18 protein-coding genes are annotated in these 19,928 nt (G+C 48.8%); 11 read left to right on the top strand and 7 right to left on the bottom strand.

What is annotated here, in order from left to right; genetic code table 11:
• The first annotated feature begins 9 nt into the window (after positions 1-9).
• From FHS17_RS26685 to FHS17_RS26655, 7 genes are all read left to right on the top strand, one after another.
• Positions 10-1,125, top strand: coding sequence for a sensor histidine kinase (locus FHS17_RS26685; protein ID WP_167281870.1), 1,116 nt, complete (start codon positions 10-12; stop codon positions 1,123-1,125).
• A gap of 122 nt (positions 1,126-1,247) precedes the next feature.
• Positions 1,248-2,183 (top strand): ABC transporter ATP-binding protein, encoded by a 936-nt coding sequence (locus FHS17_RS26680; RefSeq protein WP_167281868.1) that lies wholly within the window; start codon positions 1,248-1,250, stop codon positions 2,181-2,183.
• A 14-nt stretch (positions 2,184-2,197) separates the two neighbouring features.
• Positions 2,198-3,322, top strand: coding sequence for an ABC transporter permease (locus FHS17_RS26675; protein WP_167281865.1), 1,125 nt, complete (start codon positions 2,198-2,200; stop codon positions 3,320-3,322).
• 1 nt (position 3,323) lies between these two features.
• The gene (locus tag FHS17_RS26670; protein WP_167281863.1) at positions 3,324-4,472 is read left to right on the top strand and encodes an ABC transporter permease; all 1,149 of its coding nucleotides are present in this window, start codon (positions 3,324-3,326) and stop codon (positions 4,470-4,472) included.
• A 249-nt stretch (positions 4,473-4,721) separates the two neighbouring features.
• Positions 4,722-5,126: a VOC family protein gene (locus tag FHS17_RS26665; RefSeq protein WP_167281861.1), complete on the top strand. Its 405-nt coding sequence runs from the start codon at positions 4,722-4,724 to the stop codon at positions 5,124-5,126.
• 262 nt (positions 5,127-5,388) lie between these two features.
• Positions 5,389-6,522, top strand: a complete 1,134-nt coding sequence (locus FHS17_RS26660) for a winged helix-turn-helix domain-containing protein (protein ID WP_167281859.1) — start codon at positions 5,389-5,391, stop codon at positions 6,520-6,522.
• A 67-nt stretch (positions 6,523-6,589) separates the two neighbouring features.
• A complete protein-coding gene (locus tag FHS17_RS26655) occupies positions 6,590-7,831 on the top strand; it encodes an MFS transporter (protein WP_167281857.1) in 1,242 nt (413 codons plus the stop codon).
• 367 nt (positions 7,832-8,198) lie between these two features.
• Here the strand turns inward: FHS17_RS26655 and FHS17_RS30735 are convergent, their stop codons facing one another.
• Positions 8,199-8,420: a hypothetical protein gene (locus FHS17_RS30735; protein WP_243865567.1), complete on the bottom strand. Its 222-nt coding sequence runs from the start codon at positions 8,418-8,420 to the stop codon at positions 8,199-8,201.
• Between the two features lie 33 nt (positions 8,421-8,453).
• Between FHS17_RS30735 and FHS17_RS26650 the strand changes: the two genes are divergently transcribed.
• Together FHS17_RS26650 and map are read left to right on the top strand one after the other, a co-directional pair.
• Positions 8,454-8,843 carry a hypothetical protein gene (locus FHS17_RS26650; protein WP_341805925.1) on the top strand — a complete coding sequence of 130 codons (390 nt, stop codon included), beginning with the start codon at positions 8,454-8,456 and terminating at the stop codon, positions 8,841-8,843.
• A 7-nt stretch (positions 8,844-8,850) separates the two neighbouring features.
• Positions 8,851-9,597 carry a type I methionyl aminopeptidase gene (gene map / locus FHS17_RS26645; RefSeq protein ID WP_167281853.1) on the top strand — a complete coding sequence of 249 codons (747 nt, stop codon included), beginning with the start codon at positions 8,851-8,853 and terminating at the stop codon, positions 9,595-9,597.
• Positions 9,598-9,916: 319 nt separating this feature from the next.
• Here map and FHS17_RS26640 read toward each other — a convergent pair whose 3' ends face one another.
• From FHS17_RS26640 to FHS17_RS26630, 3 genes are all read right to left on the bottom strand, one after another.
• Complete coding sequence (locus tag FHS17_RS26640) at positions 9,917-10,426, bottom strand: cysteine hydrolase family protein (protein ID WP_167281851.1); 510 nt, start codon at positions 10,424-10,426, stop codon at positions 9,917-9,919.
• Between the two features lie 58 nt (positions 10,427-10,484).
• Entirely contained in the window at positions 10,485-11,813 is a 1,329-nt protein-coding gene (locus FHS17_RS26635; protein WP_167281848.1) for an ABC transporter substrate-binding protein, read from the bottom strand.
• A gap of 103 nt (positions 11,814-11,916) precedes the next feature.
• The gene (locus tag FHS17_RS26630; RefSeq protein ID WP_167281846.1) at positions 11,917-13,722 is read right to left on the bottom strand and encodes a histidine kinase; all 1,806 of its coding nucleotides are present in this window, start codon (positions 13,720-13,722) and stop codon (positions 11,917-11,919) included.
• Positions 13,723-13,860: 138 nt separating this feature from the next.
• On the opposite strand from FHS17_RS26630, the gene FHS17_RS26625 reads away from it, so the two are divergent.
• The gene (locus FHS17_RS26625) at positions 13,861-16,587 is read left to right on the top strand and encodes an alpha-mannosidase (protein ID WP_167281844.1); all 2,727 of its coding nucleotides are present in this window, start codon (positions 13,861-13,863) and stop codon (positions 16,585-16,587) included.
• 64 nt (positions 16,588-16,651) lie between these two features.
• Here FHS17_RS26625 and FHS17_RS26620 read toward each other — a convergent pair whose 3' ends face one another.
• Together FHS17_RS26620 and FHS17_RS26615 are read right to left on the bottom strand one after the other, a co-directional pair.
• Positions 16,652-18,283 carry a response regulator transcription factor gene (locus tag FHS17_RS26620; RefSeq protein ID WP_167281842.1) on the bottom strand — a complete coding sequence of 544 codons (1,632 nt, stop codon included), beginning with the start codon at positions 18,281-18,283 and terminating at the stop codon, positions 16,652-16,654.
• A 172-nt stretch (positions 18,284-18,455) separates the two neighbouring features.
• Positions 18,456-18,689 (bottom strand): HPr family phosphocarrier protein, encoded by a 234-nt coding sequence (locus FHS17_RS26615; protein WP_167281840.1) that lies wholly within the window; start codon positions 18,687-18,689, stop codon positions 18,456-18,458.
• A gap of 117 nt (positions 18,690-18,806) precedes the next feature.
• Here FHS17_RS26615 and FHS17_RS26610 point away from each other — a divergent pair, with 117 nt between their 5' ends.
• Positions 18,807-19,241, top strand: a complete 435-nt coding sequence (locus tag FHS17_RS26610; RefSeq protein WP_167281837.1) for a DUF2663 family protein — start codon at positions 18,807-18,809, stop codon at positions 19,239-19,241.
• A 47-nt stretch (positions 19,242-19,288) separates the two neighbouring features.
• Here the strand turns inward: FHS17_RS26610 and FHS17_RS26605 are convergent, their stop codons facing one another.
• Complete coding sequence (locus tag FHS17_RS26605; protein ID WP_167281835.1) at positions 19,289-19,732, bottom strand: hypothetical protein; 444 nt, start codon at positions 19,730-19,732, stop codon at positions 19,289-19,291.
• Positions 19,733-19,928 lie beyond the last annotated feature (196 nt).

The raw sequence follows: 19,928 nt of genomic DNA, 5'->3' as shown, positions 1-19,928 counted from the left end.
AGTCGCAACATGGAATTTTGGATCATTGGCAATAAGGCTGTATTGCTTTTCTACGTCATCTTTCTCTCTTATTCGGTCGTGCGCGGAGTATCTCCCTGGGAGATACTCGCCTACTTGTCCTATTTATGCGTGAACATATCCATTCCGATTCTGAGAAAGCAAAAACGGTTTCAGTTGCTGGGATCGGTCGCTTCGGCCATACTGGTCGCTCTGTTCGCCTTTCGTCTGAATACGATTTTCATCCTTCTGCTATCCGTCAATCTCTACGAGACTGTGCTGCTGTTGGGAGGAAGGAGCCGCTTCGCCCTGCTGCTTGGACTTGTGCCGCTGTTCCTCATTCCGGACGATGAGATTCTGGTCTATCTTCTCGCAACCTCTTTAAGCTTTCTTCTCTACTATGGCATGCGGGTTTATACGGAGAAACTCGAGAAGATCGGCGAGGAGAAGGAGGCGTTACGCCTCGATTTACAGCGTCTGAAGCAATCTCTTAGCATGAACGAGGAGTATATTCGCCAATCCAAGTACACAATCAAGCTGGAGGAGCGTAATCGGCTGTCGCAGCAAATTCACGACGAAGTCGGCCACGCGATGGCCGGGGCGCTGATCCAGATGGAAGCGTCCAGGCGTCTGCTGGGCGCGAATCCGGATAAAGCCTCCGAGCTTCTCGGCAACGCGATCGCGATCTCCAGGGAAGGGCTGGAGCAGATCCGCCTTACTCTTAAAGATATGAAGCCCCGGTCGGAGGAGCTTGGCATCCACCGGCTTCGGCTGTTCGCGGACGAGTTGTCCGCCAATCACTCGGTGAACTCGACCGTCACGCATGCCGGAGATCTGGATATGATCACGCCTCTTCAGTGGAAGATCATCCATGAGAACGCGAAGGAGGCGGTCACCAATTCGCTGAAGTACGGAGGGGCGACCGCCATCGAGTTCGAGATTCGTGTACTGAACCGCATGATTCAGTCCGTCGTCGCCGATAACGGCAGAGGTGTGGACAAAATCGTCAAAGGGCTGGGTATCGTCGGCATGGAGGAGAGAGCCGCATCCGCGGGAGGCACCGTCATCGTCGATGGTACCAAGGGCTTCCGCGTGACCACTCTTCTGCCCCTTCAGAAGGGCGGATGAAAGAACTCATGCTTCGAACATGAAATTTCTCATATGCAAAGGGTGAACTTATGCACTGACATGAGGTCATCCTTTTTTATTAGAATAAAGCTATAAACATTAACGAAAACGGAGTGATACGGATGAACGTATTAGAAATCCGCAACTTGACCAAAAAATTCGGCGACTTCATTGCCGTCGACAACATGAATCTTAGCATTAGCGAAGGAGAGATCTTCGGTTTCCTCGGAGCGAATGGCGCGGGCAAAAGCACGACGATCAACATGATCTCCTCGCTGCTGCGGATTACGAAGGGGGAAATCCAGGTTCTAGGCAGAGACATCGTGAAGGAGAACAAATTCGCCAAGATAAACATCGGTATTGTGCCGCAGGATCTCGCGATCTACGAAGAGATGACCGCCTACGAGAATGTGAGATTCTTCGCGGGATTGTACGGTATCCGCGGCTCGCTGCTGAAGGAACGCACGGAGGAGGCGCTGGAGTTCGTTGGTCTCGGCGACAAGCACAAAGCTCTGCCGAAGAGTTTCTCCGGCGGCATGAAACGGCGCCTCAACATCGCCTGCGCCATCGCCCACCACCCGAAGCTGTTAATCATGGACGAACCGACTGTAGGTATCGATCCACAGTCACGCAACTACATTCTGAACTCAGTCAAGAAGCTGAATCAGATGGGCTGCTCGGTCATCTATACGAGTCACTATATGGAAGAGGTCGAAGAGATCTGCACCCGAATCGCAATCGTCGACCACGGCAAGATCATCGCGGAGGGCACGAAGGATCAGCTCAAGTCGATTATTACCGATACGAAGGAGACTTGGATCGGCGTGAAGAACGCTGAGCGTCTTGATCTGGATGCACTGAAGGGAATCACCGGCGTCAATTCCGTTCAGTTAGAAGAACAGATGGTCAAGATCGTGTCGAGAGGTGAAATCAACAATCTCAATTGGGTTATCCAACAGTTGATTCGCGATCAAGTCGAGATCAGCTCGGTCGAAGAGCAAGCGCCTAATCTGGAGACGGTGTTCCTGACCTTAACCGGCCGGAAGCTGCGCGACTAAGGAGGACGAGGAACGTGAACGTACTAAACATTACGTTATTCGAAATCAAGAAGAGCTTGCGGGATAAACGAACCCTGCTCTTTATGCTTGCTTTTCCAATCGTGCTTATTCTGATTCTCGGAACAGCGCTAACAAATGCCTTCCATAATGTAAATGAAATCGGAGATATGAAGCTGCTTGTTAAAAATACCGCCCAGAATCAGCAGTTGCAAAGCTATTGGAACGGCTTCGCTCAAGCGATCGGCCAAGAAGGCATCGAGTTAACACCTGCCGCAAGCGGCATCGACGGCAAAAAAGCCGTTCAGGATAATCAATTTACAGCGTACGCGGAGATCGACGACAATGGCATTCACTTCTACGGAAGCAGCCGTGAGACAATCTCGAGCAATATCATCCAAGGCATGCTAACCTCATTCGCCGACAAGTACAGCTTGGCTGCGGCAGCCGTAAAGAACGATCCCGAAGCGGCACAGATCATCATCGCGGGATCGATGTCGACCGGTTCGTTCGTCCAGGAGTCCTCGCTCGATCCAGATCGTAAACCGGGCTCCATCGATTATTACGCGATCGTGGAATCAACAATGATTGCCTTCTATGCCTGCATGTCGGCTAGCTGGCTCATTCGCGGCGAAGTGAAACGGAAGACGTCCCTCCGACTGGTCGCCGCCCCCATCGGGAAGCTGGAGATATTCGCAGGTAAGGTGATCGCTAGCACCATCATCAACTTCCTCTGCATTCTCGCGGTTGTTTTGTTCAGCAAATACGCGTTCAACGCTAACTGGGGCCATCACCTCGGCTCCGTGTTCCTCCTGCTATTTACGGTAGTTCTGCTGGCGGTCAGCTTTGGCCTTGGCATTGCCTTCCTATTTAAAGACGATGCAGTCAACGCCGTCATGATGATCTTCGTTCAATTTGCATCCATGGTCGGCGGCGCCTACTTCCCTGTCGACGAGGCCTCCGGTGTCTTCGGCGGAATCGCGCTCATCTCGCCTCTTCGCTGGGCAAATGAAGCGTTGATGAACTTGATCTATAACGACGACTTGTATGCCGTATTCCCGGTCATCGGGCTTAATACTGCTATAGCGGCAGTGTTCCTTGCATTCGTCGCCTTTACTATGCGCAAAAGGGAGGCATTCTGACATGACTAACATTCTTTGGATTGCTCGCAGGCTGCTCCACACAACCTTCCGCAAGAAATCGAGCTGGATCGTATACTTCGGATTGCCGATTGCCGCCATCCTGCTCTCCATGCTGATCTACGGAAGCTCCAGCGGCGGCAGCCTTCACGTCGGCGTCCTCAACAAAGACGGCGACAAGACATTGACGCAAGATACGATTCGTTTTGTCGAAGGGCTGAACAACGTGAAAATCACGATGACGGATGAAGCATCCATGAACAAGGACATTGCTTCTGGCAAGCTGGACAGCGGCCTTATCTTCGAGGAAGGATTCGCAGGCAGCGTTCAGGACGGTCATCCGACCCATCTGCGCCTCGTTTCCGCCAAAGGCGCGGAAGTGACTTCTTACGTGAAGGCACTTCTTGACGGTTACCTCGGTAATGTCGCCGCTATTGGCCAAGCGACGAAGGACGAAGGGGATGCGTTCGACGCGATCTACGCGGATTACAAAACGTCCAGCTTTAAGTTCGACTCGGAGTCCCTTAAAGACACGGCGAAGTTTAAGGATATGACGTATCAATCGATTGGCTTTCTGTTGTTGTTCCTTCTCTCCTCTGCGTTCAACATGAGCGGGCTTATTCTTAAAGAGAGAGAAGACCGCACCTTCCTCCGTCTGCTCTCGTCGCCGCTGTCGGCCCGGGGATTCGTGCTCGCGAACGTGCTGGTTACCTTCATCATCCAGGTGCTGCAGATTGTCATTACACTTTTAATCTTGAAGTACGCCTTCGGCATCGACTCTGGCATTCCGTTTGTAGATATGCTCGGCGCGCTCCTCCTGTTCTCGCTCGTCGCCATCAGCCTTGCCCTGCTGCTCACCGCGTTCTCGAAGAACAGCAGAAGCGCAGGCGCTCTGCAGACGCTGATCATTACACCAACCTGCCTGCTTGCCGGCTGCTTCTTCCCGGCCGAGATTATGCCGGATACCGTTCAGAAGATCGCAAGCTTCCTCCCGCAGCACTGGCTACTTGACACGATTACAAAGCTGCAGGACGGTCAAGCAATCGGAAATCTCGGGCTCAACATGGCCATTCTCGTTGCCTTCGCGGCCGTATTCACATTGGTTGCCATCTATCGCTTCACCCGCAACAACGATGTAAGGCAGTTTATCTAAGTTTATAAAAGCGCCCTCTCCCACTCAGGAGAGGGCGCTTTTGCAGCGTTCTTGTCATTCGGTTCTACCAATTGAATTCGGGAGGAAGCCAAAAATAATTTTAAACGCTACTGACACACTGTTGTCAGTAGTGTTTTTTTATAATCAGAGTAAATCACCGTAAAGGAGTAGAAGATATATGCGAAGTTTTTTGGCCCAAAATGATAGGATACGGTATTGTATCATTGATTATAGGAAGGATGGTATCTCGTGAATTTTGCTTCTGTACGCATCATTACTGACGACGTGGATCGTCTTGTTAAGTTCTATGAGAAAGTCTTGGGTGTTCCGGCGGAGCGCCCCGCGCCCGTCTTTGCCGAACTCGTTGTGCCATCGTGCACCCTGGCGATCGGCCACTCCCAGACGGTGCAGCTGTTCGGCGCTGGTTCCGCAGTGGCGGCCGACAATCACACTGTCATCATCGAGTTCCGCGTCCACGATGTCGATGCCGAATATGAGCGCTTGAAGCCGTTTGTCGACGAGTGGGTAAAGGAACCAACCACGATGCCGTGGGGGAACCGTGCTATGCTGTTTCGCGATCCCGACGGCAACCTGGTTAACCTCTTCGCCCCGGTGACCGAGGAAGCGATCAAACGTTTCAGCGGTAGGCAGTGACGGACAGTTGAAGTGAGTGAGGCGGAATTTCGTGGTTAGTAATTTTACTGACCGCTTCATAGAAAGAGGCCAGAGACCATAGCAACGAGCTATGGTCTCTTCACCGTTAGCTCAATGAAGCGGCGCCAGTTGCTGCCGCAACATACCATCTGCAATGGAAGGCAGACGTTCGGGAGGACGTTCGCTTGATTTCTCCGAACCACCATGCCATCATCAAGAAAAGAAGAATTGGCAAGCGTAATGAAAGGGCAGGGAGTTTCACATGATTCATTTCAATTCGGATACTTATCAAGTCGTATACGCGGGAGAACGCGTTCATCTCCTGCCCAAGGAGTTCGTGCTCTTCCAATTTCTATACGAGCATGCGGGACGCTCGTTCACCCGGGAGGCTTTGCTTGATGCCGTATGGCCGATGGAAGCCCCGACCGACCGGACCGTGGACGACCACATCTACCGCATTCGGAGAAAATTGGCCGGATGGATCCATCTGTTCCGCGTGGAGACCGTCCGCGGTCAGGGCTATAAGCTCGTGCGCCGCGCTCCCGAGTCGAAGGATAATCCGCTATACTTCGACGAAGAGTTCGCGTTTGACGTGAAGCGTTTGTTTTCCAGGTATCACGGCCTTGGCATGGGAGCAGCGATGCAGCTGCTTTCGGAGAACCGTGAGGTTCTCAGCTTGCCGGGCGACCCTTATAATGACGCCTATCTCCGTTTTATTCGCGGTGATTTCGAATGGCTCCTAACAATAGACCACATTTCCCTTTGGCAGAAGCTGACGTATGCCGTATATATCCACTCCCTCATTCAACCGGAACTCGCAGCTACGCTCCCTTACTTCGTAAAGCTTCTTGCCAAGGCCGACACCCTGGAATGGCGATATGACTTGCAGCTAAGCCTCGTTCACCTCTATACGGAAGCCGGCAGGCCGGATCATGCACGTAATGTTCTCGAAGCGATCCGGCAGGAGATTGAAGAGTTCAACTCCCCTAGCTTCAAGGCAGTCTTTCTGCTGCAGGAGATTTATCTGGCAATATGGACGGGGAAGCTAGAAACTGCGGACGCCAAGCTGCGCGAATGCGACGAGCTCCTGATAAGTCATCCGATCAAGCGCGAGCGGGGAGCTTATCTCGTGGCCATGGCAATGCTCCTATACCGGCAAGGTGATATTCCCGCCGCGAGACTTATATTGGATGAAGGGTTGGAGACGCTCCGCCATACGGAATTCCTCCCCCATCTGCTTTTTAGCTTAAATACAATGCTGCGATTTCTCTCCATCCACGAGTGCGACGAAACTTATCGGTTAGCCTATCAACGGCAGCGGGACCAGCTTGCTGTCCGTTACCGCTTTGAAGAGCTGCTGCCTCGAACAGAGCATTTGCTTATAAAGCATCTCTGATCATTCTCTGACATTCCCCTGTTACGATTGGATCATAACGATTTCAATCAGGGGGTTTGCCGTTCCGATGTTAAGAAAAAACCGCTCGTTCGCAAAAATGTTCGCCGCCTACGGCCTCTCGGCTTTCGGCGATTATTTCGACTTTATGGCAGTCACGATTCTTCTCGGCTTCATCTGGAAGGTCGATGCGATGACGATCGCGCTGCTGCCTCTTTGTTTTGCCGTGCCCGGCATTGCTTTCAGCCAGTTGGCAGGCATTTTGGCTGATCGCTGGAACAAACGGAACCTGATGATCGCCACCGATCTCCTGCGCTCGGGATTAACCGTCATGCTCATCTTCGCTCCTAACGCGGGATTACTGCTCGGCTTGATCGCAATCCGATCGACCGCCCGCGTCTTCCACTATCCCGCACAACAATCGATGACTCGGGCAGTTGTTGCGCAGGATCAGCTCTTGCAGGCGACCTCTCTTAACGGAGCCGTCTTCCAGCTGTCCAAAATACTAGGTCCTTTGCTTGGCGCCTCCGTAGCGTCTACATTCACCCCCTCCGTCAGTATGGCGGTGAATGCAGGCTGCTACGTCGTGTCCGCCTTCTTGCTCCTGCTTGTCCCCGCCGCCGATGGGCGTGTACCGACCGCTGCATCCGCAATCAAGGAGAATGGGGGGCTGCGGGGCGAATGGCGTGAAGGATGGAGCCTTCTCTGGCACAGCCGCATCTTGCGCATGAGTCTTCTCTTCAGCTTGATCGGGCTAGCCGGCATCCAAATGATTGATGCCCAATTCGCCGTCCTCTTTCGCGAGATTGCCCCGGAACAACCCGAGTTGATGGGTTGGCTTGTGACCGCGATCGGGGCTGGCGGACTCGCGAGCGTAACTTGGCTTCGCCGGTACCAAGAGCTTACGGCGTACGGACTGCTGCTCGGAGGGGGCGTAGCGCTGATCGGCCTGATGTTCGCGGCAGCCGGTGCTTTCCGGCAAGACAGTCCACTTTGGCTCATGCTGCTGGTATTTTTTATTGGAGGGATCGGTACCGGCTTTACCTCCTCAGGCATGAATTACATTTTGCAGAAGGAAACGCCACCCGAAGCCGTAGGCCGCGTCAGCGGCATATTTGAATCCTTGACTAGCGTTATCTTCGTCATCGCTCCGCTCTGCGGCGGTGCGCTGATCGGTCTCATGGGGGTGAGCCACACGTTCTTGATCGCAGGGCTCGCGGTTGGAATAATTGGTTTCATCGGAATTGTGCTGCGTTGGCAACTATGGGGAAGCACGGATGCCGGGAAGCCGGAGGTTTCGCGCAACGCATAAATCGGTTTGTAATATGGCCAGATACAAATAAGCAACGGCTAGAGCATGAATATCATGAACGGCAAATGGCCTTCATCAAGTGATGAAGGTCTTTTGACGTGTTCTGCTACAATGTCATTACAGTAATCTGCCGCCCTTTACTTCAACAAAAGCTGCAACAGATGCTCCAATTAAGATGCAGCTTTATTAATTAAACTACAGTTCAAATAGTAAAGGTAAGGTGGTCTGTTATTCTTCATTGCATTTGTCTCGATATGTATCTCTCGCTTGCCTTCTTCTGCATTATTAGAATATGTACTTTGTATATAGAAACTGCAAGTGAAAATGTAATCCAACATAATTAACCGCTGGTTTGCATATCCCCGCCCTACGTGTTAATATTTTTATATCGACAAATTTGCAGGTCTATAAAAAAGGAGCTCACACGCCTATGTGCCCCCGTACCAAAGAACAAAATGAGTTCATTCGCATGCAGCGCAGAGAACAGATCCTGGACGCCACCGCGCGCGCCTACTTCCGCACGGGCGGGAGCTTTGATATTCGCGATGTCGCCCGCGAGGCCGAGCTCGGTTACGGCACTGTGTACCATTACTACCCCAACCGACATTTATTAATAGAAGATGTGCTGGATAGCGGCTTCGAGCGATGTCAGCAAACCTTGGCAGAATGGGTGAACATCTATGACGGCAGCCCTGACAGGCAGCTATTGATGTATTGCACGGCGCTGCTTAAGTTGTGGCAATCGGACGCTCGTACATATCTTGTCTACAAGATGGCGTCGGAGCATTATGCAAGCTTGCCTGAGAAGGAACGGCAAGCCACCAAGAGACGATTCATGGAACGGCTGTACGTTCCGCTCCAATCGATCGCCAAGCGCGAAGATGACAGCGTCGACCATATGCTTGCAGTGCTGGTCGGCTGCTGTGGGCTGCACTACTATGCAGGTACTTCCGAGCTGGACGTCGATCGAATCGCCCAGCTCGCGATGCACGCCATTACGAAGGAGCTCTGATACGAACATGATCATCTTAAAAAGCAAACATGAAATCGAGGCCATTCGCAAAGCATGCCAGGTGGTAGCCGAATGCCATCGCACGATCGCCCCGCTTATTCAACCGGGCATCACAACGAACGAGATTGAGCGCCTCTTCGAGGATATTATCTTGAAGCACGGCGCCAAGCCCTACACAAAGGGCTACAAGGGCTATCCATATGCAACCTGTGCCTCTGTCAACGATGTGATCGCGCACGGTTTTCCTAGCAATAAGCCACTTGAGGAAGGCGATATCGTGACGATCGATACGGTTGCAGAACTCGACGGCTGGCTCGGCGATTCGGCCTGGAGCTATGCGGTTGGAAATATCTCGCCGACGGCCGAGAAGCTGATGCGCGTAACGAAGGAATGCCTTGACCTGAGCATTGCGCAGGCGCAGCCCGGCAATCGGCTTGGCGACGTGACGAGCGTGATCCAGCAGCATGCCGAATCAAACGGCTTCGGCGTTGTGCGCGACCTTCTCGCGCATGGTATCGGACGTGACCTGCACGAGGATCCGAACTATATACATATCGGCAAGCCCGGCAAAGGCCTTCGAATCAAGGAGGGCATGGTGTTCACGATCGAGCCTATGATCACCGAAGGAACCTACTTCATGACAATTGATGCAGATAACTGGACTGCGCGGACGCTTGACCGCAAGCTCGCTGCCCAATACGAGCATACAATCGCCATCACCGCTGAAGGTCCACAGATCCTGACTGCACAATAGTATAATTAGAAGTCGACCAACGGGATGGTCGACTTCTTTACATGTATTCGGCATATCTCACACATGGAATATAATATGAGTGATCAATTCCTCACTCTTATCTACGATGTATGCTTTCCAGGCAAACTAAAAAGACAGCCCGTTAAGGACTGCCTTTAAATTCTTATTGAGCTATCATTTCCCAATGACTTTTAATGTGTTCACACGTACATGAGGTGCCCCTGATTTCACACTTTAGCAGCCCAAACTTCAATCTCTATTTTTATCTCTGGCAATCCTAATTCAGTAAAGTGTAGTCAACAAACTTTCAATTCCCATCTTATATGAACTCTAAATACCTATGATTCCACATTTTTTCATAAAAATTAATAGTCTCTTCTGCAGACATAAATGAATGATTTAACGTGGAGGTCGCGTTTTTTATCATAGAGTTTTTGTAGCCCAGTCCATGAGCGAATTTAATGGTAGCATCCATACAATATTCGGTTTGAGCACCGCAAAATTCTATACTATGCACATTTAATTGATCTAAAATCTCTTTTAAGTTCGTTCTGTAAAACGAATTTGCATGTGTTTTATTTATCAAAATATCTTGTGCTTGAACATCAAGTTTAGCATGAATAGCCCAAAGTTCTTCTCCAGGCACTAACTCCTCATCGCAGTGTTGAACAAAGATAATTTGTTTATTCAACTTTCTGTACAAGGAGATTCTTTCATTTACTTTAGTAAGCAATTCCTCTAATCCAAACAAATGCTCATCGCTATAATCGCTATAACATACACCATTTTGTAAATCGATGACTAATAACACATCAGCACTAATCTCCATAGTTTACACCTCGTTATTTTCTTAAAATTTTGATTTTATTATATCATTTTTTACTGAACTATCCTTTAGGGGCGGCCTTTTGCCACTGTTCACGAAGCTGTTGTGTTTTCTTGTTCCATGCTTCCGTCTCCGGGATGAGATGTTTCGCATCATAGCCATTAAACACGATCTCGTTGAGCATATTCACCCAATTATAATCGGAAAATCCGGGGATCGTTGCGCCTGGCAGAACGAGTCCGTTATCTTTGGTCATTTTAACGGCTTCAATGTTTCGGCCCTGCCAGATCGGTGCTTGATCGATATAGTCAGTCAGCTCAGGATCAATAACGGAGGCGTTGGCCCCTTCGTCAATCTTCCATTTTTGCGCTTCAAGCTCAAATTGAAAGCTTATCCATTTGTACGCTTCCTCTTTATGCTCTGAGCCGCTGAGCAGAGCAAGTGGTCCATAAATATGGAACGAATACTGGTTCAACTGCCCCCGAGGGAAGGGCAGAATATCCCAATTGAACTTCGCCTCCCGCTGCAGACGGGGCAGCAGCCAGTCTCCGCCTATCTCGAAGGCTGTCTTTCCGTTCATGAAATTTTTAACGAGATCACCTTCTTGAGCAGATCTGTACCAGGAAAGCATAGAGCCGTCCTTCGTGACAAACTCCGTCAACCACCGCACATCATCCAGTACAGCTGGTGTATCCAGCAGGCTCTTCGTCATAGCTTCGTTCATATAGGCCAGATTTGGAACATGTCCGTCGGCAGCAGCTTTCAGCGGAAGGAGGCGCATCACGAACTCATTGCTGGTAGTAAGGCCATATTCGCCTGCCGCTGGATCGGTTACTTGCTTCGCTATATAACGGAAATCATCAAAGCTCCACGTATTAGACGGCATCTGTACGCCATGCTTCGCGAGCAGATCCTTATTAACGACGATCCACATCGGCACGTCCACGAACGGGACAGCGAGTCTGCGGCCATGGAAATTCATCGTATCAAAATAACCGTCCGGCAGCACTTTGTCCTGGAAGGACTCATCTTTATCCATATATGGCTTTAAATTAGCCAGCATCCCTTTCTGTTCATAGGCTAGCAGATCCCCGGCAATCCAGGTCAAGTCAGCAGGTGTTCCCGCTTTCTCCAGCTCCTCGATCTTGGCCATAATATTCGAATCATTCGCCTGTACCATAATCGGTTCGATGGTAATCCAGGGATACCGCTCATGGAACATATCATAGAGCTGTTGATAACGGTCATCTGCCCAAGTAAGCAGTCTTAGCTTAACAGGCGCAGGTTCCTGGATTTTGTCAGACGGTTTAGGCGTATAGCTGGAGCAAGAGACAAGAACCAGAACAAGTGTCAGGAGTAAAATTCCAACAACCCTATGTTTGTTTTTCATTTGATACTCCTCCTTAAATGAATTGCCACACAAGAGATAGGGCATCTACCATTTGTGGTGATTCATACTTCGAAAGCATGTCTCCTTTGGTATTACTCTTAACTCATTGTTGGATGGAATCCAGCTCTTGCCCTTCCTTAAGAACCGGATGCCTTAACGTAATTCTGGTTCCAATCTCCGGACCCGTTACAATCTTGAGCTTATAAGCCTCGCCAAAATATAGCTTCAGCCGGTCGTTCACGTTGCGCAGCCCTACTCCTCTGCGTGACTGCGAGAACTTGCCGCTGGCCTGCTCTTCCTCCAGTTCGAGCTGATCGAGCACATGCTGCGGAATTCCTTTTCCATTATCGGCAATATCAATCACAATATCGTCATCCTCTTGCCTTGCGGCAATCATAATTTTTCCTTTATCAAAATTATCTCTTACACTATGCTGAATCGCATTCTCTACTAAAGGCTGCAGCAGAAGCCGCAGGAACGGCAGATCAAGCGTTGCATCATCGCAGGAGTACAGGATGCGTACCGTTTCCCCCATCCTTGCCTGTTCAATAGCTACATACGCTTTCACCTGATCAAACTCCCGTCGAAGCGTCGTAATCTCTTTCCCTTGATTGAGACTGAGGCGAAGTAAATTGCCAAGCGCCGATACCATCTCGCTTATATCGCTCCTGCCGTGATTTTCAGCCTTCCACCGGATTGACTCCAATGTATTGTATAGAAAATGTGGATTAATCTGATGGCTCAGCACTTGGAATTCCAATGCCTTCTTGTTCCGTTCCGAACGTGCCGCATCTTTAATCAATCCATCAATTCGCTGCACCATACTTCCAACACCCCGGTACAGCCAGCCTACTTCATCATTGCGGGATGACCATGGCGATAAATACTGAAGATTATCCGATTCGAGCCTGCGCATCAACCGGACCAAATGAGCAATAGGCTGCGTGTAAATAACGGTAAGATAGATCACAACACTTATACAGCAGATCAAATAAACGATAAGAAAAATAATAAGAACCTTATTAATCTCATCAATCGTACCCGTCAGTTCCTTAAGCGGTGTCAGGCTGACGATTGTCCAGGGATGATTAGCCATCGTCACATAAGTAGCCAGATATGTATGTCCGCTAATGGTGATCGACTTGGAACCGGCATCGCTTGTTTTCATATACGAAATAAAAGAATCGGACGGAAACGGCTGCCCTGTCCATTCATTGACAGCGGAATCGTAATGGACGATTCCCTTCTCATTCACGAGCAGCAGCTTCTGATCCTTCAACTGATCGGAAGGGGAGAAATAACGCACCAGAAAATCATCGGACAAATCAGTCGCAATAAGACCCCGCAGCTTGGAATCATATATTCCAGAGAACCGTTTCACATAAGTAAGCAGCGGCTTCGCATATCTCCCTTGCTTTGGCATGGTCAAATACCAGATCGGCTCCACTGTTGCCCTCGAGCGTTGAAACCAATATTGATCGCCGATACGGACCGATTCATCAATCGATCTCATATACGAGGGATACTTCGTTGGATTGATTGGATACACCTTCACCCGGAAAGCATCGATGACAGGTGTCGTATGAATGAGCGTCGTCAGCATATTCACCGCAAACGATTCTTCCTCCGAGTTATCAATCGGTTCCTTGTACAGCAAATCTTGAACGCTTTTATTGCCAATTACCTCATTCACCTGCTCATTGAGATTGTTTAGATAAATTTCGAAGTTCTTCTTAGCCTGCTGCAAATAACTCATCGTCATCTTCGCATTCGCATCGGATATCCCCTCAATTGATTTGATATGGGAATAGTAGGCAAATAGTAGGAATGGAACAATGATGATGAGCAGAAATATAAAGATCATACGATTGCGGAAGGAGGATGCCAGCCGGAGCGATATTTTTCTCACCTAATAAACCTGCCCTTCATGTAAAGAAAAAGCGATAAAAATGAACATTAAAGTTTACTTATGCCTCATTGTAAGTGAATGCCCTATTCTTTACACTTGTTGCATAATGACTAACCTTCTATGAAAAGAGGAACCATCATGCCATCATCTAAGCGTATTGTACATGTTATCTCTCATACCCATTGGGACCGGGAATGGTATATGCCGTATGAAGCCCATCACGTCAAACTGATCGAAACGATGGATACGCTGCTGAATACTTTCGAAGCGGACCCTGAATTCCGCAGCTTCTATCTGGACGGGCAAACAATTGTATTGGACGATTATTTACAGGTGTATCCGGAGAAACGGGAACAGATCCAGAAGCTCTGCGACGAGGGCAAGCTCTCCCTTGGTCCATGGTATATCCTGCAGGACGAATTCCTGACGAGCAGTGAAGCAAATGTCCGTAATTTACTGATCGGACACCGAGATGCTGCCAAGTTTGGTCCAATTTCGAAGCTGGGCTACTTCCCCGATTCGTTTGGCAATATGGGACAAGCGGCACAGCTTCTGAAGCAGGCAGGCATTGATACAGCCGTCTTCGGAAGAGGAGTCAAGGCGACCGGCTTCAACAATCGGGTTGATGACTCGGGACTGGAATCACCTTACTCCGAGCTGATCTGGCAGTCACCGGATGGCTCTAGTGTGCTTGGTATCCTGTTTGCCAACTGGTACAACAATGGTATGGAGATTCCCGTTGATCCGTCTCTAGCAAAGCCTTACTGGGAGCATCGTCTGGCACGAGCAGAGCAGTTTGCCTCCACCCCGCATCTGCTCTTGATGAATGGCTGCGACCATCAGCCTATCCAGACCAACCTGTCCGAAGCGCTTCGCACGGCAAGAGAGCTGTTCCCGGATTACGAGTTTATCCATTCCAATTTCGATGATTATGTCCGTGCTGTGGAAGCCGAGCTTCCGGATACGCTTAGCGTAACGCGAGGTGAACTCCGAGGCCAGCAGACCGATGGCTGGTATTCACTTGTTAACACCGCTTCTGCACGTGTCTATATTAAACAGCTTAATCAGCAGAACCAAACGCTGCTGGAAAAAGTGACCGAACCACTCGCCGCTGCTGCACATAGCCTTGGTAAGCCTTACCCACATGGGCTGCTGCAATACGCCTGGAAGACACTGATGCAGAACCATCCACATGACAGTATTTGCGGCTGCAGCGTCGACGAGGTGTATGACGAGATGAAGACACGTTTTGCCAAAAGCATGGAGGTTGGGAAACGGCTGACTGAAGAAAGCGTCAGATTCATCAGCTCTAAGATCGATACTTCCTCCTTCGCTTCGCTAAGTGAAGAGGCTGTTCCGATCGTTGTCTTTAACACCAGCGGTTACGAAGGGTCATCAGTTATTACAGTAGAGATTGAATATTCCCATCGCTTCTTTGACCAAAGTGAGGATCCAGTCGCCATTGCTGCCGTCGTAAAAGAACGTTCGGATGCTGAAGGCTATCTGGTTAATGCCGCTGGTAACCAAATCGCTCATACGGCAGAAGATTTGGGTGTACGCTTCGGCTATGAGCTGCCAGGCGATAAGTTCCGCCAGCCTTATATGGCGCGTGCACTACGACTAACCTTCGAAGCAGCTAACCTGCCTCAGCTCGGCTATCAGACCTTTGCCTGGATTCCAGATGGAGGCGCTCACAACAATAAGCCAGCCGCAGAATTATCTCTAATCAGCAGCAGCCGGACGTTAGAGAACGCCCATCTAAAGCTGACCGTTGAGGACGATGGAAGCTACTCCATCCATCATAAGGCAAGCGGTCAAACGTACAGCGGACTTGGGATTTACGAGAATGTAGGCGATATTGGTAATGAATATATTTTTAAACAGCCTGTAAGCGATAAGGCCATTACAACCAAAGGGCTCAAAGCGGCCATTCGAATCGTAGAAGACATGCCATACCGAGCAGCGATTGAAATTACTCATTCCTTTGCTATTCCAGCAAGCGCTGATGAGCGGTTAGCCCGAGAGGTTAACACGATGGTCGAATTCCGCCAGCGGAAGGCTGGACGATCAAACGAGCTTGCTCCACTGGTTATTGTCACTAAGCTAAGCCTTGAGCATAATGGCAAAGGCGTAGGTGTTCATGCACAGATTGACAATCAATCGAAGGATCACCGCGTTCGCGTATGGCTGCCATCCGATGCTGATGCTTCCACGCATTTTGCAGACTCTATCTTTGAAGTGGCTGAGCGCCAGACTGTTCCATCACCCGTTTGGGAGAACCCTAGTAACTGCCAGCATTTGCAAACCTTCATTGATGTTCACGATACCAATAGAGGCTTGACCGTTGCCGGAAAAGGCCTTAACGAATACGAAGTAATGCTTGATGGCAGAAATACCATTGCTCTTACACTACTTCGATCAGTCGGCGAACTTGGCGATTGGGGGGTATTCCATACACCTGATGCGCAGTGTCTGGGCATCAATGAAGCCGAATGGATGATCATCCCTTATGGCGGTGAGAACGAACGGTTCAGCGCTTACCGCGAAGCTTACCGATTCCCGGTGCCAATCACTTCAAGAAGTATGAATTTACAACAAGGTGAGCTGCCGCTGAGCGACCATTTCCTCGCTTGGAACGGTGACGGTCTTGCATTCTCCAGTCTGAAAATCAATGAAAATCGCGGTGATCTGATGGCACGCTGGTATAATCTTTCGGGTGAATCAACCCAGCTTACTGTTCAGCCAAAATCCGCAGCAGCGAGTTATGAGAGCACCATATTGGAAGACGCTAGTGATGAAACTGTGGGCAGCAGTCTTCCAGTAGATGGCTTCAAAATCGTAACGATTGGTATCAAATCTTTATAATAAGCAACAAAAAAGGCAGTTCCAAAGGTAAAGCTATTCACCTTGGATACTGCCCTTTTATACCTTACTCTTCCATAATGCCCCGTTGTCTACGGTATTCTTTTGGCGTACAGCCAACCTGCTTCTTGAACAGCTTTGAGAAATGGACAGGGTCCTTATAGCCGACCTGGAATGAGATTTGATATACCTTGAACTGGATATCACCAAGCATTTCTTTCGCTTTCTCGATCCGGATATCCGTCAAATATTCGAGGAAGGTCTGCCTTTTGTCTTTCTTAAACAGTTTGCTTAGCCATACTGGCGTGACATGAACCGCATTTGCTACACTTTGCAGCGTGAGGCTTTCCGCGTAATCACGCTGCAAAATTTTTTCGGCTTCGCATATAATCTGGCTTGGTGTAGACGAGAGACTGCGGAAATCAGCCGCAATATCCTTCAGGCATTTTTCTGCCTGCTCCCTAAGCGATTGAAGCGTATCATATCGTTCAAGCTGCTCCCATAACGCGATTGGATTACTGATCCACTTTTTATTAGGAACGCCAGCAGCGGATGCTTTCTTGAAAATCTCAAACAGCCACTCGAAGATGTTCTGCTGAATATCCCGCAGCTGTGTGAGCTGCCACGCCTGAACCATTAACTCGAACCGGTCCAAGGCCGCTGAAATATCTTCATCTGAACCAAATTTGACCAGATCCAGTACTTCTTCCGGCTCCGCAAGCGTTAGATCAGCGTTGTCTCCCTCTTCAAAGCCTCCTTGCAGCGTAAATACCCGATTGCCGCCATACACCGCCTTTTGCTCCAGCACAGCAAGCGCCTCGGTATACATATCATGCAATTGCTCGAAGGTACCTGGATTCGTCCGTAGTCCCGCGCTCGCTTTCACTTTGACAAAATCATTGATGCGCTTAATGCACAAATACGCGATGCCGCTCGTCAGCTCCAATTGATCCGAACGCATGCAGCTGAGTAGAATGACCCAACGGTTCCCGCTATCCATATATAAAGCGTACGGATAAGGATAATCCTCCTCTAATGTCTGGTTCACCACATTGCCGATACCAAACAGAATGAGGTCCTTTTCCTGAGCCCGGCGGTTCTCAATTGCCTTCAAATCATCGGCTTCAATAACCATCAGCGTCATGTGCTGACTGATCATCCACTCCAGATTCAAGGTCGTCAACCGGTGGCGCCTTCTTGTTTCCTTATAGGGATCATGCTCCTGCTCTACCATTTCCCGAAGCAGCTCTTCGCGCATCTTGGGAATTGCGAATTTGACCTGATTCATCAGCATCTGCTCATTATGCTGTTCAAGCTGTTTCCTTTTAATATTATCAAGCGCTTTGCGTATCATTTGCTCCAGTTCACTGATATTGATTGGTTTAAGAATATAATCGAGGGCACCGGTCTTCATTGCCTGCTTCACGAGTTCGAAATCATCGTATCCACTTACTACAATCGCCTCCGGATGATAATCCATGAGCTGCTGCAAGGCACTTAGAAACTCAAGCCCGGACATCCGGTTCATCTTAATATCCGTTACAATTAAATCCGGACGTACATCCTGCGCAAGCATAAGTGCAGTATCGCCGTCATCAGCAACCAGTACCTCATCAATGCCAAAAGAAGCCCAAGGAAAGCGGTTACGTAAACCTTCGCGGATCTCGAATTCATCATCCACAATTAAAGCTCGCAGCATCCACTCACCATCCCCATTATACAAATCATAACCTGTCTTGTTATGTTAGCCTACCTCCATACTAAACGACTCTATTTTGGATTGCACGGGGGTAAAACAAAACTTTATGGGGTTGTATTAAATTGTTGGCGGAAAGATGCTGCTTTGCCAAAATGTATTCGGGTACAAGAAATTAGCCAATTACGAGAAATGGCTCCAATTCTTTGAAAAGCTTTTTGTAGTTCACATCATCCGGCACAACAAGTGTCAACGGTTCACTCAGCTTAAGCACGAACAAACCGAGAATTGACTTCGCATCAGCCATTCCGCTTTTGCCATGAATCCAAATATCAAAGTCATATCTCGATACGATATGGTTGATTTGTTCAATATCTTTCACGTCTTTTACTTTGATTGGTACGATCATCACGAACTGCCCCTTCCAGCATCCAACTTTTTCTTATTAGTTGTGTGCGGATAGACATTGCTTTATGCGTACAGGCATAACATGTATTGGACAGGTAAGTGAAGGGAGAGGGCTGACATGGCTTGGCGTGAACAGGTTCCGAGCGATGCGAAGATAACATTCGATAAGTTAATTGATCGTAAGAAAAAACTCGATACTAACAAATCAAGAGCTGCTGCATGTGCATTACTTTGCTTATTTTGTTTTTTACTATTTGCCGTTGCCTACTATAAATTTATTGGCACGAGTAACGGCAGCTTCGCCAGCCTGTTTGAAGGTATCATGAATAGTTCCTTCCTCATCTTCCTGATCGCCGTATTCATTGTCAGCTTTGTTTATTTGTATGTACTGGCCAAGGAAATCGATAAAGCGAAGAAAAAGTATGAAACGCTTAGGAATGAGACGATTGATAAATTCGATACAACATGGCTGAAAAGCATTAACTTCGAGACTAGAAACGAGATCTCCTTAGAGATGAATACATACGACATTAATATCGATTATAAAGGCTAAATACCATATAAATCCCCCTGTGCTTGCAGCAGGGGGATTTATTCATTTTAATCGCTGGTAGCTCTCCAAACTAATTTCTCGTCAAGATCAAACGGATAACGACGGAACCCTCCAAGGACATTGCGGAGCTCATTATAAACGCGATCAAATAAACGCCACATTCGTTCCAATTCATATTCCCATCTTCGGTCAACAATTGGGAGGCTGAACGAGACTCTCACCATTTGCTCTTCAATCTCAAACATAACATTTTCAACTTCCTCTTGATGAGAATCAACCTCCTCCTTCTTTCCGTCCGATATTTGAGCATAGAAGCTGTTATTAATAATATAAGGTAGGGTTCGAATTGCTGAAGCAAGGGAGAAGAAAGAAGTAATATCATACCGAAAATCATGGATCCAATAGCGAAGAAAATCATTAGAGGCTTCAACAAAATGCTGGGTTGCCGAGATGGCTTCATGGTAAACATGAGGAAATAGACGTGTGGACATAGAGAGGTCTCCTTTAATCGGGGAATTTGTGATTAGCATCGGATGGGAGTACCGGGGTAGTAGGGTATCTCCTATGGGAGGTTTCATCCGTAGCTCCATTTTAAATAATACGTCTAAGCTATCTTTTTGACAATCTTAGTTATCTGCAATATCAGAAAGAACAGCGGACTAACTAGCTGCAACGATAGTATAGTCC

Source organism: Paenibacillus lupini, from assembly GCF_011761355.1.
Lineage (GTDB): Bacteria > Bacillota > Bacilli > Paenibacillales > Paenibacillaceae > Pristimantibacillus > Pristimantibacillus lupini.
This window is presented reverse-complemented; position numbering and strand designations above follow the sequence as displayed.

Bases quoted from the DNA above. Each gene is read 5' to 3' on its own strand.
- FHS17_RS26655 (WP_167281857.1), top strand. From the start codon at position 6,590: ATGTTAAGAAAAAACCGCTCGTTCGCAAAAATGTTCGCCGCCTACGGC.
- FHS17_RS26670 (WP_167281863.1), top strand. From the start codon at position 3,324: ATGACTAACATTCTTTGGATTGCTCGCAGGCTGCTCCACACAACCTTC.
- FHS17_RS26660 (WP_167281859.1), top strand. From the start codon at position 5,389: ATGATTCATTTCAATTCGGATACTTATCAAGTCGTATACGCGGGAGAA.
- map (WP_167281853.1), top strand. From the start codon at position 8,851: ATGATCATCTTAAAAAGCAAACATGAAATCGAGGCCATTCGCAAAGCA.
- FHS17_RS30735 (WP_243865567.1), bottom strand. From the start codon at position 8,420: ATGGTACACAGTGCCGTAACCGAGCTCGGCCTCGCGGGCGACATCGCG.
- FHS17_RS26635 (WP_167281848.1), bottom strand. From the start codon at position 11,813: ATGAAAAACAAACATAGGGTTGTTGGAATTTTACTCCTGACACTTGTT.
- FHS17_RS26640 (WP_167281851.1), bottom strand. From the start codon at position 10,426: ATGGAGATTAGTGCTGATGTGTTATTAGTCATCGATTTACAAAATGGT.
- FHS17_RS26610 (WP_167281837.1), top strand. From the start codon at position 18,807: ATGGCTTGGCGTGAACAGGTTCCGAGCGATGCGAAGATAACATTCGAT.
- FHS17_RS26620 (WP_167281842.1), bottom strand. From the start codon at position 18,283: ATGCTGCGAGCTTTAATTGTGGATGATGAATTCGAGATCCGCGAAGGT.
- FHS17_RS26625 (WP_167281844.1), top strand. From the start codon at position 13,861: ATGCCATCATCTAAGCGTATTGTACATGTTATCTCTCATACCCATTGG.
- FHS17_RS26615 (WP_167281840.1), bottom strand. From the start codon at position 18,689: ATGATCGTACCAATCAAAGTAAAAGACGTGAAAGATATTGAACAAATC.
- FHS17_RS26680 (WP_167281868.1), top strand. From the start codon at position 1,248: ATGAACGTATTAGAAATCCGCAACTTGACCAAAAAATTCGGCGACTTC.
- FHS17_RS26605 (WP_167281835.1), bottom strand. From the start codon at position 19,732: ATGTCCACACGTCTATTTCCTCATGTTTACCATGAAGCCATCTCGGCA.
- FHS17_RS26685 (WP_167281870.1), top strand. From the start codon at position 10: ATGGAATTTTGGATCATTGGCAATAAGGCTGTATTGCTTTTCTACGTC.